Annotated in this window: 14 protein-coding genes; 9 read left to right on the top strand and 5 right to left on the bottom strand. The window is 69.5% G+C overall.

Translation table 11 applies throughout. From position 1 onward, the window contains the following. The first annotated feature begins 76 nt into the window (after positions 1-76). The 8 genes from PL79_RS00835 to PL79_RS00870 all read left to right on the top strand — a co-directional run bounded on the left by PL79_RS00835 (position 77) and on the right by PL79_RS00870 (position 7696). Positions 77-337 carry a DUF2866 domain-containing protein gene (locus tag PL79_RS00835; protein WP_044849042.1) on the top strand — a complete coding sequence of 87 codons (261 nt, stop codon included), beginning with the start codon at positions 77-79 and terminating at the stop codon, positions 335-337. Positions 338-481: 144 nt separating this feature from the next. Next, positions 482-865, top strand: coding sequence for a DUF6232 family protein (locus tag PL79_RS00840; protein WP_044849043.1), 384 nt, complete (start codon positions 482-484; stop codon positions 863-865). 71 nt (positions 866-936) lie between these two features. Then, the gene (locus PL79_RS00845) at positions 937-1164 is read left to right on the top strand and encodes a hypothetical protein (protein ID WP_044849044.1); all 228 of its coding nucleotides are present in this window, start codon (positions 937-939) and stop codon (positions 1162-1164) included. Between the two features lie 269 nt (positions 1165-1433). Beyond that, positions 1434-3710: a TonB-dependent hemoglobin/transferrin/lactoferrin family receptor gene (locus PL79_RS00850; protein WP_044849045.1), complete on the top strand. Its 2277-nt coding sequence runs from the start codon at positions 1434-1436 to the stop codon at positions 3708-3710. Positions 3711-3759: 49 nt separating this feature from the next. Beyond that, complete coding sequence (locus PL79_RS00855) at positions 3760-4851, top strand: hemin-degrading factor (protein ID WP_044849053.1); 1092 nt, start codon at positions 3760-3762, stop codon at positions 4849-4851. Beyond that, the gene (locus PL79_RS00860; protein ID WP_044849046.1) at positions 4848-5756 is read left to right on the top strand and encodes a heme/hemin ABC transporter substrate-binding protein; all 909 of its coding nucleotides are present in this window, start codon (positions 4848-4850) and stop codon (positions 5754-5756) included. Before PL79_RS00855 ends, PL79_RS00860 begins: the two co-directional genes overlap by 4 nt. Before the next feature lie 15 nt (positions 5757-5771). Then, positions 5772-6851: a FecCD family ABC transporter permease gene (locus PL79_RS00865; protein WP_044849047.1), complete on the top strand. Its 1080-nt coding sequence runs from the start codon at positions 5772-5774 to the stop codon at positions 6849-6851. After that, complete coding sequence (locus PL79_RS00870) at positions 6821-7696, top strand: heme ABC transporter ATP-binding protein (protein WP_442861517.1); 876 nt, start codon at positions 6821-6823, stop codon at positions 7694-7696. The genes PL79_RS00865 and PL79_RS00870 overlap by 31 nt, the downstream gene beginning before the upstream one ends. A gap of 139 nt (positions 7697-7835) precedes the next feature. Here PL79_RS00870 and PL79_RS00875 read toward each other — a convergent pair whose 3' ends face one another. Together PL79_RS00875 and PL79_RS00880 are read right to left on the bottom strand one after the other, a co-directional pair. Beyond that, entirely contained in the window at positions 7836-8447 is a 612-nt protein-coding gene (locus PL79_RS00875) for a trimeric intracellular cation channel family protein (protein ID WP_044849048.1), read from the bottom strand. A gap of 8 nt (positions 8448-8455) precedes the next feature. Beyond that, on the bottom strand, positions 8456-10570 hold the full coding sequence (locus tag PL79_RS00880) for a penicillin-binding protein 1A (RefSeq protein WP_044849049.1): 2115 nt from the start codon (positions 10568-10570) through the stop codon (positions 8456-8458). A gap of 241 nt (positions 10571-10811) precedes the next feature. Between PL79_RS00880 and PL79_RS00885 the strand changes: the two genes are divergently transcribed. Then, the gene (locus PL79_RS00885; RefSeq protein WP_044849050.1) at positions 10812-11606 is read left to right on the top strand and encodes an aminoglycoside phosphotransferase family protein; all 795 of its coding nucleotides are present in this window, start codon (positions 10812-10814) and stop codon (positions 11604-11606) included. Between the two features lie 98 nt (positions 11607-11704). On the opposite strand, the gene PL79_RS00890 is transcribed toward PL79_RS00885, so the two are convergent. From PL79_RS00890 to PL79_RS00905, 3 genes are all read right to left on the bottom strand, one after another. Next, positions 11705-11974 carry a hypothetical protein gene (locus tag PL79_RS00890; protein WP_044849051.1) on the bottom strand — a complete coding sequence of 90 codons (270 nt, stop codon included), beginning with the start codon at positions 11972-11974 and terminating at the stop codon, positions 11705-11707. A gap of 313 nt (positions 11975-12287) precedes the next feature. Beyond that, a complete protein-coding gene (locus tag PL79_RS00900) occupies positions 12288-13124 on the bottom strand; it encodes a bifunctional allantoicase/(S)-ureidoglycine aminohydrolase (protein WP_044849052.1) in 837 nt (278 codons plus the stop codon). A 696-nt stretch (positions 13125-13820) separates the two neighbouring features. Continuing rightward, complete coding sequence (locus tag PL79_RS00905) at positions 13821-14261, bottom strand: hypothetical protein (protein ID WP_124486109.1); 441 nt, start codon at positions 14259-14261, stop codon at positions 13821-13823. Between the last annotated feature and the right edge of the window lie 80 nt (positions 14262-14341).

The raw sequence follows: 14341 nt of genomic DNA on the forward strand, positions 1-14341 counted from the left end.
CATCGGCGGCTTCTTTTTTTTGAGACCCACTACGGCACCGCCATCAACTGCCCGCAAGACAGGATCGGAGGCCAAGATGATCGAAGATACCGTTTTCAGCCATCTGCACGCGATTCTGACGCGTCAGCATTCGCTACCGGTCCAGAGCTGCCGCGTGTCGGTGGCGATGCAGCGCCCGTGGGGCCGCCCGTACCGGCTCGTCGAATGGACGATGCATCTCGACGCGCCCGCGCGGCGCCAGATCGTGCCGGCCGAATCGACCGACGAAGAGATCGCCGAGGTCGTCGCGTCGCACGTGCCGGGCCGCCTGTACGGCGACGGCCAGCTGCAGTTCTGACTTCCCCTCGTTACGCCTGGTTACGCCTCGCTACCCGTCACTGCCCGCAGCGCGGCCGGCCCGCACGCATCGTGCGGCACTCGGTCTCGTTTGACGCGGCAACGAAGTCTGCTACGCTGCGCGTTTTCGTCCACGCACCATACGATGGAAAACGCATTCAACGAACGCGGCGTGATGGTCACGCGCAACGGCCTGTCGGCCGCCGGGCAGGTCTTCCCGCTGCGTGACATCCGCAACGTCGACGTCGTCAAGATCCCGAAGAATCGCCTCGTGCCGTCGCTGATCTCGCTGATCGGCGTGGTCGCCGCCATCGCCGGCGGCATCGGCGGATCGAGCGCCGCGCTGGTCGTCGGCGTGATGCTCGCCGTCGTCGGCTATCTCGCCTGGACCACGCAGGACATCACGTACCGGCTGATGGTCGAGATGCCCGACGGCAAGCGCGAAGCGCTGTCGAGCGTCGACGCCGAATTCGTCGAACGCGTCGCGCAGGTCGTGCGCGACGCACGGACGGCGACGGCCGCCGGCTGATTTCCACTGCGCGCGCCGACCACCTACTATGAAATGAGCGGCACGCCGCCGCGTCGTTCGAGGAGGTCGGCATGAACCCCCAATCGCTGTCCGGCATGCTGCGCGCGCAGGAACTGCTGCTCGTCACGATGATCCGCGCGCTGCCGCCCGACGCACGCAGCGCGCTCGTCGACCTCTACGCCGAGCAGCTCGCGTTCGCCGAACAGGCCGGCTTCGAGGGCCACGGCGATCGCGCGACGCACGACGCGTACATCGCGCATGCGCGCAACCTGTTGATTCGCCTCGAATCGCTCGCATAGGGCCTCTGCTCACACGCCTATAACGGGCCCGCGCCGGCCCGCTTCTCCCGAATCTGCCCCTGCGCGGCGCGTCCGGTCCGCGCCGGCGGCGCACGTCCGTAGACCCAGCTTTACGTTCTTGTATTGATAATAATTCTCATTTACACTGAACGAATCCTCAATTTCCTTTCAATTCGCCGTTCGCCGCCTGCCGCGCGCGAACGGGCCAGCCAGGTGAACGCGTCACCCAGCCAGCCTTCGGGCTAGTCATCGTCAATGGGAGACCACCTGTGCATTGCTATCCGCTGGCGCGGCGGCCGATCTGTGCCGCGCTGTTCGGCGCGTTCGGCCTGTCCGCCGCCCCGGCTTATGCCGATCCGTCGCCGCAAGGCGCCAACCCTTCATCTGCCGTGCTGACCAGCGCCGCCGCATCTACGCGCGGCAATGCGGCGCTGCTCGACCCCGTCACCGTCACGGCCACCCGCACCGCCACCGCTGCGAGCCGCACGGCCGCGTCCGTGTCGGTGATCACCGACGACGATCTCGACGAACAGCAGGCCACCAACATCAAGGACGCGCTGCGCTACGAGCCGGGCGTCACGGTGCGCCGCACCGCGTACCGCCCCGGCAGCGCCGCGCTCGGCGGCGGCCGCGACGGCGATTCGAGCATCAACATCCGCGGCCTCGAAGGCAATCGCGTGCTGCTGATGGAAGACGGCATCCGCCTGCCGAACGCGCTCTCGTTCGGGCCGCTCGAAGCCGGCCGGGGCGACTACGCGGATCTCGACATGCTCAAGCGCATCGAGATCCTGCGCGGGCCGGCGTCGGCGCTGTACGGCAGCGACGGGCTGACCGGCGCGGTGAACTTCATCACGAAGGATCCGCGCGACCTGCTGTCGATCTACGGCAGACCCACCTACTTCTCGCTCCGGCCGGGTTACGACTCGGCCGACCGCAGCGTCGGCGCGACGGTGTCGGCCGCGGGCGGCAACGACCGCGTGCAGGGGATGATCGTCGCCGACGGCCGCCGCGGCCACGAAGTCGATACGCGCGGCGGCAACAACTCGGCGAGCACGCTGCGCACGACGTCGAACCCGCAGGACGTCTATTCGGAATCGCTGCTCGGCAAGCTCGTGCTGACACCCACCGCGCGCGACACGATCAAATTCACCGCGGAAACCGTGCAGCGCCGCGTGAGCACCGACGTGCTGTCGGCAATCAACCCGCCTGGCACACTCGGGCTCACGACGCACGACCGGCTCGAGCGCAACCGCTTCAGCATCGACTACGACTTCCGCGACGACGCATTCCGCTGGTTTCAGAACGCACACGTTCAGTTCTACTACCAGGATGCGAAGCAGGATCAATACGCGTTCGAGACGCGCGGCGCGCCGCTGAAATCGCGCTCGCGCGACAACCAGTACAAGGAGCGCACGTTCGGCGGCGCCGCGTTCGCCGAAAGCGGCTTCTCGACGGGCCCGCTCGCGCACAAGCTGCTGTATGGCGTCGACGGCAGCCTGTCGCGCGTGACGAACCTGCGCGACGGCACGGTGCCGGGCGTCGGCGAAGCATTCCCGAACAAGGCGTTTCCCGATACCGACTACACGCTGTTCGGCGCATTCGTGCAGGACCAGGTCGGCTATGGCCGCCTGCTCGTCACGCCGGGGCTGCGCTTCGACACGTACCGGTTGAGCCCGACGCGCAACGATCCGCTGTTCACCGGCACCGCGGTGTCGACGAGCGCGAACGAGGTGTCGCCGCGCGTCGCGGTGCTCTACGAGATCACGCCCGCGCTGATTCCGTATGCACAGTACGCGCACGGCTTCCGCGCGCCGACGCCCGACCAGGTGAACAGCAGCTTCTCGAACCCGGTGTACGGCTACACGTCGATCGGCAATCCGAACCTGAAGCCCGAAACCAGCGACACGTTCGAAGCCGGCCTGCGCGGCAAGGCCGGCACCGGCTACGGCGTGGTGCGCTACAGCGCGGCCGCGTTCACGGGCCGCTACCGCAACTTCATCGCGCGCACGACGATCGCGGGCAGCGGCCGGCCGACCGACCCGTTCGTGTTCCAGTACGTGAACTTCGCCGACGCGCGCATCCACGGCCTCGAAGGCCGCGCCGAATGGATCATGCCGAACGGCATCACGCTGAAGACCGCGATGGCGTTCACGAAGGGCTCGACACGGAACGACGGCGCGGCGAGCCAGCCTCTGAACACGGTCAATCCGTTCTCGGCGGTGTTCGGCGTGCGCTACGAACCCGGCGAACGCTGGTTCGTGCAGACCGACCTGCTGTTCCAGGCCGCGAAACGCGACAAGGACATCGACAAGTCCGACTGCTCGAACAAGGCGTGCTTCGCGCCGCCGTCGTCGTTCGTCGTCGACCTGCGCGGCGGCTACCGCTTCAACAAGCATGTGAGCGCGACGATCGGCATCCGCAACCTGTTCGACCGCAAATACTGGAACTGGTCGGACGTGCGCGGCATCGCCGCCGATTCGCAGGTGCTCGACGCGTATACGTCGTCCGGCCGCACCGTCGCCGTCAGCATGAAAGTGGATTTCTGATGCGCGCGATCGCGCGTTCCTGCCCAACCGTTACTTGAAGGAATCCGACATGATGCATTCCGCCCTTCCCGGCCAGCCGGCCACGCCGGCCCGCGCGTCCGCCGCGTTGCGCGACGCATTCGTCAAGCTCAAGGCCGAGCGCCAGCTGCGCAACCGCGACGTCGCGCAGGCGCTCGGCGTCAGCGAAGGCGAGGCGCTCGCCGCGTTCGTCGGCGAGCACGTGGTGCGGCTCGACGCGCGCTTTCCGGCGATGTTCGAGGAAATGCCGCGCCTCGGCCGCGTGATGGCGCTCACGCGCAACGACACGGCCGTCCACGAGAAGGACGGCGAATATGCGCAGATGAGCCACGACGGCCCGGTCGGCCTCGCGCTCGGCGACATCGACCTGCGCATCTTCTACCGTCACTGGGCGTCCGCGTTCGCGGTGCACGACGAGACCGCGCACGGTCCGCTGAAGAGTTTGCAGTTCTTCGACGCGCAGGGTCATGCGATCCACAAGGTCTACCTGCGCGCGCACAGCGATCACGCGGCGTACGACGCGTTCGTCGAACGCTGGCGCGCGACGTCGCAGGAGCCGGGGCTCGACGTCGTGCCCGCCGCACCGAAAACGCCCGAGCGTGCCGATACCGGGATCGACGTCGCGGGCTTTCGCGCCGCGTGGGACGCGATGACCGACACGCACCAGTTCTTCGGCATCACGCAGCGCTTCGGCGTGAGCCGCATGCAGGCGCTGCGCCTCGCCGATCCGCGGTACGCGTATCCGGTCGAGGCGACGCGCGCGCTGCGTCACGTGCTCGAACGGGCCGCGGGCAGCGGCCAGCCGATCATGGTGTTCGTCGGCAATGCAGGGATGATCCAGATCCACACGGGCCCCGTCGCGAACGTGCGCGAGGTCGGCGCATGGATCAACGTGCTCGACCCGGGCTTCAACCTGCACGTGCGCGAGGACCTGATCGCCGCCGCGTGGGTCGTGAAGAAGCCGACGAGCGACGGCATCGTCACGTCGCTGGAGCTGTTCGACCGGCAGGGCGACCATGTCGCGCTGCTGTTCGGCGAACGCAAACCCGGCAAGGTCGAACGCGACGACTGGCGCGCGCTCGTCGCGACGCTGCCGTCGGCGGCGCGCGGAGACGCGCGGTGAGCGCGCGATCGTTCCAGCCGCGACGCCGCGTCGTGCTCGCGAGCGCGGTGGCCGGTGCGCTCGCAGGCGCGCTGCCGGGCCGCGCGCGCCCGCAAGCCGCGCAGAAGCGCATCGTCGTGATCGGCGGCGCGCTCGCGGAAACCGCGTTCGCGCTCGGCGGCGCCGACGCGCGCGGTTACCGGCTCGTCGGCACCGACACGACCTGCACGTACCCGGACGCCGCGAAGCGCCTGCCGAAGGTCGGCTACCAGCGCGCGCTGTCGGCCGAGGGGCTGCTGTCGCTACGGCCCGATCTCGTGCTCGCGTCGGCGGAGGCCGGCCCGCCCGCCGCGATCGCGCAGGTGAGAAGCGCGTGTGTCGCGGTCACGACGTTCGACGAGCGGCACGACGTCGATTCGGTGCGCGCGAAGATCACCGGCGTCGCGCGGGCGCTCGGCGTGCGCGACGCGGGCACCGCGCTGCTGCAACGCTTCGATCGCGACTGGCAGGCCGCGCGCGACGCGGTCGCCGCGCGCGTGCCGGACGGCGCGCAGCCGCCGCGCGTGCTGTTCGTGCTGAACCATACCGGCAACCAGGCACTCGTCGCCGGCCAGCGCACGGCCGCCGACGCGATGCTCCGCTACGCGGGCGCGCGCAATGCGATGCAGGGTTTCGATCACTACAAGCCGCTGACGACCGAGGCGCTGGCCGCCTCCGCCCCCGACATCGTGCTGATCTCCGACGAAGGACTCGCGGCGGTCGGCGGACGCGCCGCGCTGCTCGCCGCGCCCGGCTTCGGCGCGACGCCGGCCGGCCGCGCGCGGCGCGTCGTGTCGCTCGATGCGCTGTTCCTGCTCGGCTTCGGTCCGCGCCTGCCGCTCGCCGTCACGACCCTGCACCGGCGCCTGTCGGATGCGCTCGCCTGATTCCGGAGCGTCCCGATGCCTGTTCATGCTTCGCCTTTCCCCGCGCGGTCACACGTATCGCGTGCCGGCGCCGCGCGCGTCGGCGCGTCGCGCCGCCTCGTACCATTCGCGCTGGCCGCGCTCGTGTGTGTCATGTCCGTCATCGCGCTGTGCGTGGGCGCGTACCGCATTCCGTTCGCCGAGGCCTGGGCCGCGCTGAGCGGCGACCCGGCCGCCCGGCAGGCAGGCGCGGTGCTGTTCGACATCCGCGCGCCGCGCGTCGTGCTCGCGCTGCTGGTCGGCGGCGGCTTCGGCGCGGCCGGCGCCGCGATGCAGGCACTGTTCCGCAATCCGCTCGCCGACCCGGGGCTCGTCGGCGTGTCGAGCGGCGCGGCGCTCGGCGCAACGACGACGATCGTGCTCGGCCCCGCGCTGTTCGCCGCGCACGCGAGCGCGGCCGTGCTGCCCGTCGCCGCGTTCGCCGGCGCGCTCGCGGTCGCGGCGCTCGTCTACCGGCTCGCCGCGTCGCGCGGCCGGCTCGCGCTGCCGCTGCTGCTGCTCGCCGGCATCGCGATCAACGCGCTGGTCGGCGCGGCGATCGGCCTGCTCACGTTCGTCGCCGACGACGCGCAGTTGCGTTCGCTGACGTTCTGGAGCCTCGGCAGCCTCGGCGGCGCGCAATGGTCCGCGCTGGCGGCCGTCGCGCCGTGCGTCGCGATCGGCTGCGTGCTGCTCGCGCGCGACCGTGACGCGCTCAACGCATTGCAGCTCGGCGAAACCGAGGCGCTGCACCTCGGCGTGCCCGTGCAGCGGCTCAAGCGGCGCGTGCTCGTCGCGGTCGCGCTCGCGGTCGGCGCGCTCGTGTCGTGCGCGGGCATCATCGGTTTCATCGGCCTCGTCGCGCCGCACTGCGTGCGCCTCGCGTGCGGCCCCGACCAGCGCGTCGTGCTGCCCGGCGCCGCATTGCTCGGCGCGCTGCTGACGCTCGCCGCCGATCTCGCCGCGCGCACCGTCGCCGCACCCGCCGAGATTCCGCTCGGCGTGCTCACCGCATTGCTCGGCGCGCCGTTCTTTCTCGCGCTGCTGTGGAAAAGCCGCGGCGCGCTCGGCGGCTGATCCTTCATGCACCCATCATGCTGACTGCCCATCATCTCGACGTCGCCCGCCGGCACCGCGCCGTTCTGCACGACCTGTCGCTGTCGATCGAACCCGGCCGCGTGACCGCGCTGCTCGGTCGCAACGGCGCGGGCAAGAGCACGCTGCTGAAGACCCTGGCGGGCGAACTGACCGGCAGCGTCGCGCCGAACGGCGTGCGCGTGACCGGCGACATCACGCTGAACGGCGAGCCGCTCGCGCACATCGACGCGGCGCGGCTCGCGTGCCTGCGCGCCGTGCTGCCGCAGGCCGCGCAGCCGGCGTTTCCGTTCAGCGTCGACGAAACCGTGCTGCTCGGCCGCTATCCGCATGCGCGGCGCGGCGGCGCGCGGCACGTGATCGCGCATCGCGATCGCGACATCGCGTGGCAGGCGCTCGAACGCGCGGGCGCCGACGCGCTCGTCGGCCGCGACGTGACGACGCTGTCGGGCGGCGAGCTCGCACGCGTGCAGTTCGCGCGTGTGCTCGCGCAGTTGTGGCCGGACGACGACGCGGAACCGGACCCGCGCTACCTGCTGCTCGACGAACCGACCGCCGCGCTCGATCTCGCGCACCAGCACCGGCTGCTCGATACCGTGCGCACGGTCGCGCGCGAGTGGCGGCTCGGCGTGCTCGCGATCGTCCACGATCCGAACCTCGCCGCGCGGCACGCGGATACGATCGCGATGCTCGCGGACGGCACGATCGTCGCGCAGGGTGCGCCGCGCGACGTGATGACGCCCGGCCATATTGCGCAGTGCTACGGATTCGCCGTGAGGATGGTGGAAACGGGCGACGGGGCGCCGCCGCTCATGGTGCCGGCGTAGAACACGTCGTCCGTCCATATCGCGCAGTGCTACGGGTCCGCCGTGAGGGTGGTGGAAACGGGTGACGGGGCGCCGCCGCTCATGGTGCCGGCGTAGAACACGCGTATCGTCGCGTCCGTGCGGCACCCTCGCTCAACGCTCAACGCTCGACGTCCGCGACACCGAACGTGCGCATCTTCCACCCGAGCCGTACGGCCAGCATCCGCATCGTGAAGCCCGCCGCCAGCGCAACCGCCGTCGCGAACCCCGCGTCGATGCCGAGATGCTGGATCCCGACGTACAGCGTGCCCGTGAAGAACGCGACGCTCGCATACAGTTCCTCGCGCAGGATCAGCGGCATCTCGTTGCACAGCAGGTCGCGCAGCATCCCGCCGCACACGCCGGTGATCGCACCGGCCAGCACGACGATGATCGGCGCGGTGCCCGTCGACGCGCCGATGTCGCAGCCGATGATCGTGAACGCCGCGAGGCCGATCGCGTCGACGGTGACGAACAGCGTCTTCATGCGCGCGACGTGCCGCGCGGCCCACGACGCGACGGTCGCCGCGGCGAGCGTGATCACGAGGTACTCGGGATGCGCGATCCAGCCGAGCGGATAGTGGCCGAGCAGCACGTCGCGCACGGTGCCGCCGCCAAGCGCCGTGACCGCGCCGACGAGCGCGAGCCCGAAGCGGTCCATCCCGCGCCGCATGCCCATCAGCGCGCCCGACATCGCCTCCGCGACGATCGCGATCAGATAAAGCGTATGCATCGCGCGCCTCAGTCTTCGGTACGGAACAGGTCGAGCACGCGTTCGCGTTCGGCCGCGTCGACGGCGGCCGGCATCGGCTCGCCGGGCATGCCGCGCCCGTCCGGCGCATCGGACGCCGGCGCACCGCCACAGGCAAAACGGCTGCGGATGAACGGCGGCATGTCGGCGGTGCAGGTGCCGCGCGTGTATTCGGCGTACACGAAATCGCCGTCGACGAGCGCGACGTCCTGCGGCGGCGTCGCATCGACCGGCGTGCGTCCGTCGACGGCCGTCTTCATGTAGTCGAGCCAGACCGGCAGCGCGAGCGTCGCGCCGGTCGCGCGCCCCATCGTGCGCGGCGTGTCGTAGCCGAGCCACGCGACCGCGACGATGCCCGACGAATAGCCGGCGAACCACACGTCCTTCGAGCCGTTCGACGTGCCCGTCTTGCCGGCCGCGTCGTCGCGGCGCAGCGCGAGCGCGCCGCGCGCGGTGCCGGCCCGCACGACGTCGCGCAGCATGCTGTCCATCACGAACGCATTGCGCGCCGACACGACGCGCGCGCCTTCAGGCGTCGTCGCCTCGTACATCGCACCGCCATGACGCTGCTTCACCGACAGGATCAGCCGCGGCACCATCCGTATCCCGCCGTTCGCGAACACGCCGTACGCGCTCGCGAGTTCGAACGGCGTCACGGCGCCCGCGCCGAGCGCGAGCGGCAGCGACGCCGGATTGCGCCGCGCGTCGAAACCGAAGCCCACCGCGTGCTGCTGCACGTAGCGCGCGTCGGCCGCCTGCATCAGGTTGACCGCGACGAGGTTCTTCGAGCGCACGAGCCCCCGCCGCACCGGGATGAAGCCCTCGTAGCGGTTGCCGAAATTGCGCGGACGCCACGGCCGCGCGCCGGTTTCCGCATGCGTGAGCGTGCGCTGCGTATCGTCGACCAGCACGCCCGGGAAGTAGCCCTTCTCCAGCGCCGCCGAATAGACGAACGGCTTGAAACTCGACCCCGGCTGGCGATACGCCTGCAATGCATGGTCGAACACGTTGCGTCCGAAATCCGCGCCGCCGACGAGCGCGAGCATGTCGCCCGTCGCCGCATCCAGCGACACGAGCGCGCCTTCGAGCCCGTTGCGCGCATCGCGCTTGCCGGGCTGGCGGCGCAGCGTTCGCCCGAGCGCGGCCTCGGCCGCGCGCTGGTCGCGCATCGAGATCGTCGTCGTCACGTCGAGGCCGAGCGTATAGGCGTCGTCGTGAAAGCGCTCGACCATCATCCGGCGCGCGCGCTCCGCGACGTACGGCGCCGCGACGATGCCGGGCGGCGGCGTGGTCGCCAGCGCGATCGGCAGGTCGAGCGCCGCGCGATAGGTCGCATCGTCGAGTTCGCCGAGCGCATGCATGCGGCCGAGCACGTAGTTGCGCCGCGCGGTCGCGCGCGCCGGATTGACGACCGGGTTGAACGCGGACGGCGCCTTCGGCAATCCGGCGAGCACGGCCGCCTCGCCCGCGCTCAGCGCGTCGAGCGGCTTGCCGAAATACACGTTCGCGGCCGCCGCGAAACCGTACGCGCGCTCGCCGAGATAGATCTGGTTCATGTACAGCTCGAGCAGCTTGTCCTTGCCGTATTCGCGCTCCAGCTTGATGGCCATCAGGATCTCGGCAAGCTTGCGGCTCAGCACCTTGTCGCGCGTCAGGTAGAAATTGCGCGCGACCTGCATCGTGATCGTGCTGCCGCCCTGCCCCGGTTGCCCGGTCACGACGTTCGCGAAGGTCGCGCGCGCGAGGCCGCCGACGTCGATCGCGCCGTGCTGGTAGAACTTCGCGTCCTCGGCCGCGAGCAGCGCTTGGCGCATCAGCGGCGGAATGCGTTCGAGCGGCACGAACTCGCGGCGCTCGACGCCGTACTCGGCCAACAGGTCGCCGTCGCGCGAAAAAATCCGCAGCGGTAGCGCGGGACGGTAGGCGGCCAGATGTTCGACGGATGGCAGTTGCGTCCAGATGCGGTGAATCGTCCATGCACCGATGCCCGCGCACGCGAGCGTCAGGCCGAGCAGCGCGCCCGCGAGCATGCGCCACACGCGGCGGCGCGGCGATGCGGACGGCGGCGCAGGGGGCGGCGATGGGTTGGCGGTGGGGTCGGTCATGTCGGGCTCCTTCTTCAGTGCCGCGACGGCCGGCGCGCGAGCGGCGCCGATCGTCGCGAAAGGCGCGCATTGTCGAGGGGATGCCCGAATACCGGAACATTCTTTAGCCAAAGTTTGGCTGGCTAAATTTTATTTAGGAAAGCGCGCCGAGGGCCACTCGCGCGGTGCATGTGGGCCTATGGCGTGTCGTCACGGCCGAGCGCACCGGGCGCGCGAGCCGGTTCGCTTGTACCATCGTCGGATGTTCGATCGATACCTCGACCTGTGGGGCCTCGTTCCCGACGGCGGCCCGATCCTGACCGCGAGCGGCGGCCTGTTGCCGGTCGTCTGGCGCACGCGGCCGGCGATGCTGAAGGTCGCGACCTGCGACGAAGAGCGTCGCGGCAATGCGCTGATGACCTGGTGGAACGGGGATGGCGCCGCGCGCGTGTGGCTGCACGACAGCGACGCGGTGCTGCTCGAACGCGCGCAGCCGGCGCCGACGCTCACCGGCCTGTCCGCCGCGGGACACGACGACGACGCGATCCGGATCGCATGTCGCGTGGTCGCGCGGCTGCATGCGCATCGCGCACCGGCACCGCCCGCGGCCGTGCCGCTGCCCGACTGGTTCCACGCGCTGCTGTCGCACGACACGGACGACGACGTGCTGCGGCGTTCGGCCGAGACGGCGCACCGGCTGCTGGCCGTGCCGCCCGTCGACGACGTCGTGCTGCACGGCGACATCCATCACGGCAACCTGCTGTATTTCGGCGATCGCGGCTGGCTCGCGATCGACCCGAAGGGGTTGCGCGGCGACCGCGCGTTCGACTACGCGAACCTGTTCTGCAATCCCGCGCACGACATCGCTGTGGATCCCGCGCGCTTCGAGCATCGCGTCGTGCTCGTTGCCGAGGCAGCGGAACTCGAGCGGCGCCGGCTGCTGCAGTGGATCCTCGCGTGGGCGGGCTTGTCGGCGGTGTGGCTGATGGAAAATGAGTTGCCGCACGATACGCGGCTGGAGGTCGCGAGGCTGGCCGCGAACGCGCTGGGTCTATAGCACGCGCGCACTGCCGCTCCGGTCGCATCGAATCGCATCGCATCGCCCGAAAAAAGCCCACGTCAGATGGGCGAGTTGATTCGTGCGAATGTCATCGGTCATCCGGGGCGCGTCGATCGCCGCATCAACCGATTCACGCCCCATACGATCAGACCCGCGATACCAAGGCAAACACCGAGAACGAGAAGGAGCCCGACTCCTTCAACATCATCGGCATGTGCGATCGTGTCGACGCCGAAAAGCGCCATCATCGATTCGATGGTTGACGGGATCGACGTCTCGATTGGAAGTCGGACGAACCAGCGCGCGAGCAGCACGCCGAGAGCGCCCGTTGCAAGGACATTGATGCTGTAGCGGACCGCTTTCATTACCTGACCTCGACGATTCCATATGCCTCGATGGCGGTGCCCGGAATCGGAACCGTTGCGCCGTGCGCGCGAAATCATAGAGCCATCCCAAGCGACCGCCAGTCTGTCTGTCGACAATGTAATAGAGGCCGCGCGGTAGCGGGCCCGATTTCGGTTTAGCGGCTGATTCTGCTTCCGCTCGATTCCTTGCTCCATCCGGCACTTCTGCGCGTCCGCAAAAAGTGTCAATCTGTTTCCGGACGGGTCACGGGTCACAATGAAAAAAGCCCGTCGGCACAGGCCAGCGGGCTTTCCGATCCAACGCGCGCGACGCTTAACGCGCCGGATTCAGCGTCAGGTTCATGTGACGGTTCACATCCTTGTACAGCAGGTAACGGAAGCGGCCGGGGCCACCCGAATAGCAAGCCTGCGGACAGAACGCGCGCAGCCACATGAAGTCGCCCGCTTCCACCTCGACCCAGTCCTGGTTCAGGCGATAGACGGCCTTGCCTTCGAGCACGTACAGGCCGTGCTCCATCACGTGCGTCTCGGCGAACGGAATCACGCCGCCCGGCTCGAAGGTCACGATGTTCACGTGCATGTCGTGACGCATGTCGCTCATGTCGACGAAGCGCGTCGTCACCCACGCGCCGTTGGTGCCCGGCATCGGGATCGGCTCGACGTCCTGCTCGTTGGTCACGAACGCGTCCGGCAGCGGAATGCCGTCGACGACCTGGTAGTGCTTGCGGATCCAGTGGAAACGCACGGCGGCATCGCTGACGTTGTGCAGCGTCCAGTCGGCGCCCGGCGGAATGAACGCGTAGCCGCCCGGCTTCAGCGTGTGCTGCTTGCCCTGCAGCGTCAGCTCGGCCTCGCCCTCGACGACGAACAGCACGGCTTCGGCGTTCTTGTCCTGCTCGGGCTTGTCGCTGCCGCCGCCCGGGTTCACTTCGACGATGTACTGCGAGAAGGTTTCGGCGAAACCCGACAGCGGACGCGCGATCACCCACAGGCGCGTGTTGGTCCAGAACGGCAGCCAGCTCGTGACGATGTCGCGCATCACTCCCTTCGGAATGACCGCATACGCCTCGGTGAACATCGCGCGATCGGTCAGCAGATCGGTCTGCGGCGGGTGGCCGCCATGCGGCGCGTAATACGTTGTCTTAGACATAAAGCATCCAGGCAATGGGTTGGTCCGGCCCCGGGTCGCAACGGCAGGCGCGGCACGCGCGTGGGGCACGCATGCGGCGGCGGGACATCGTTGCCGGGGTGGCTTGAAAGCGCGGGCGCCTTCGTTCGGTCGGCCAGGCTTCGCGACGGGTCCGCCCGGTTCAGCGGGCGGGGCGCCCCATGCTTGCAGGTCCGGCGGCCGGGCCGCGGACACTCGGGGTGATGCGGCGGGGCACGGGGGACGGCACGGTTCGATTCCGTACGCGGGCAGCGTTGACGATAGCGAAGTCGATCCTGATCGACCAATTAAATGTTGCGATGCCATCCATTCGATTTCCCACTACCCGCCGCGGTGCGCGACGGCCGGCGAACGCGTGTCGCAGATGCGTCGGCGCATGAGGGAAATCCTGATGACCGGACGCCAACGCGTCGATCAGCAATATCGAAACGGGGTCGGCCGAACCTGCCCGGCTGCATGTCGATGCAACGGGAGATGCCGTCTACAAGCGGGAAAAGTCAGGCGGGAGAGAGGCGCCAACCCGTCGAACGAGGCTGGGCATGAACTGCCGAAGGGGAGAAGGTGCCGGTCTTGCCGGCGACGGCCGCCCGGCTGAAGCTGCCGGGCCGGCTGTCGGAGGGTGCCACCGCGTCGGGCGCGCCAGTGCGCGAACCGCGCACCGTGCCGCGCCCGCGGGGATCAGTCCCAGTCGCGGTGATGGCGATGCTTGCGGTGACGATGGCCGCGATCGCCATAGTCGCCGCGGTCGTACGAGTTGCGCGACAGGTTGCCGCCGAGCGCCGCGCCGGCGCCGCCGCCGACGGCTGCGCCGAGCAGGCCGCCCGTGCGGCCGCCCATCGCGTTGCCGGCCGCGGTACCCGCGCCGCCGCCGAGTGCGCCGCCGATGATCGCGCCGGTGCGTTCGCGACGGTTCGACGTCACGGCACCACCCGCGCCGCCGCCGATCGCGCCGCCGATCACGGAGCCCGTGCTGCCGCCGACCGCGCCGCCGACCGCTGCGCCGGCGACCCCGCCGAGCGCGCCGCCAAGCGCGTTGTTCATGTCACCGGCCATTGCCGGCAGTGCGGTCGCGCCGGTCAGCACGGCGACGACGAGAGTGGGGGCGATTTTCTTCCACATTCCCGTATTCTTCCTTGTTCGCAATCTGGTTATTAAAGGTCCGCTCGTTACGACGATCTGAATCGATCGACGTCGATGCC

Origin of the sequence: Burkholderia sp. USMB20 (genome assembly GCF_000949135.2) — a bacterium.
In the GTDB taxonomy this organism is placed as follows: domain Bacteria; phylum Pseudomonadota; class Gammaproteobacteria; order Burkholderiales; family Burkholderiaceae; genus Burkholderia.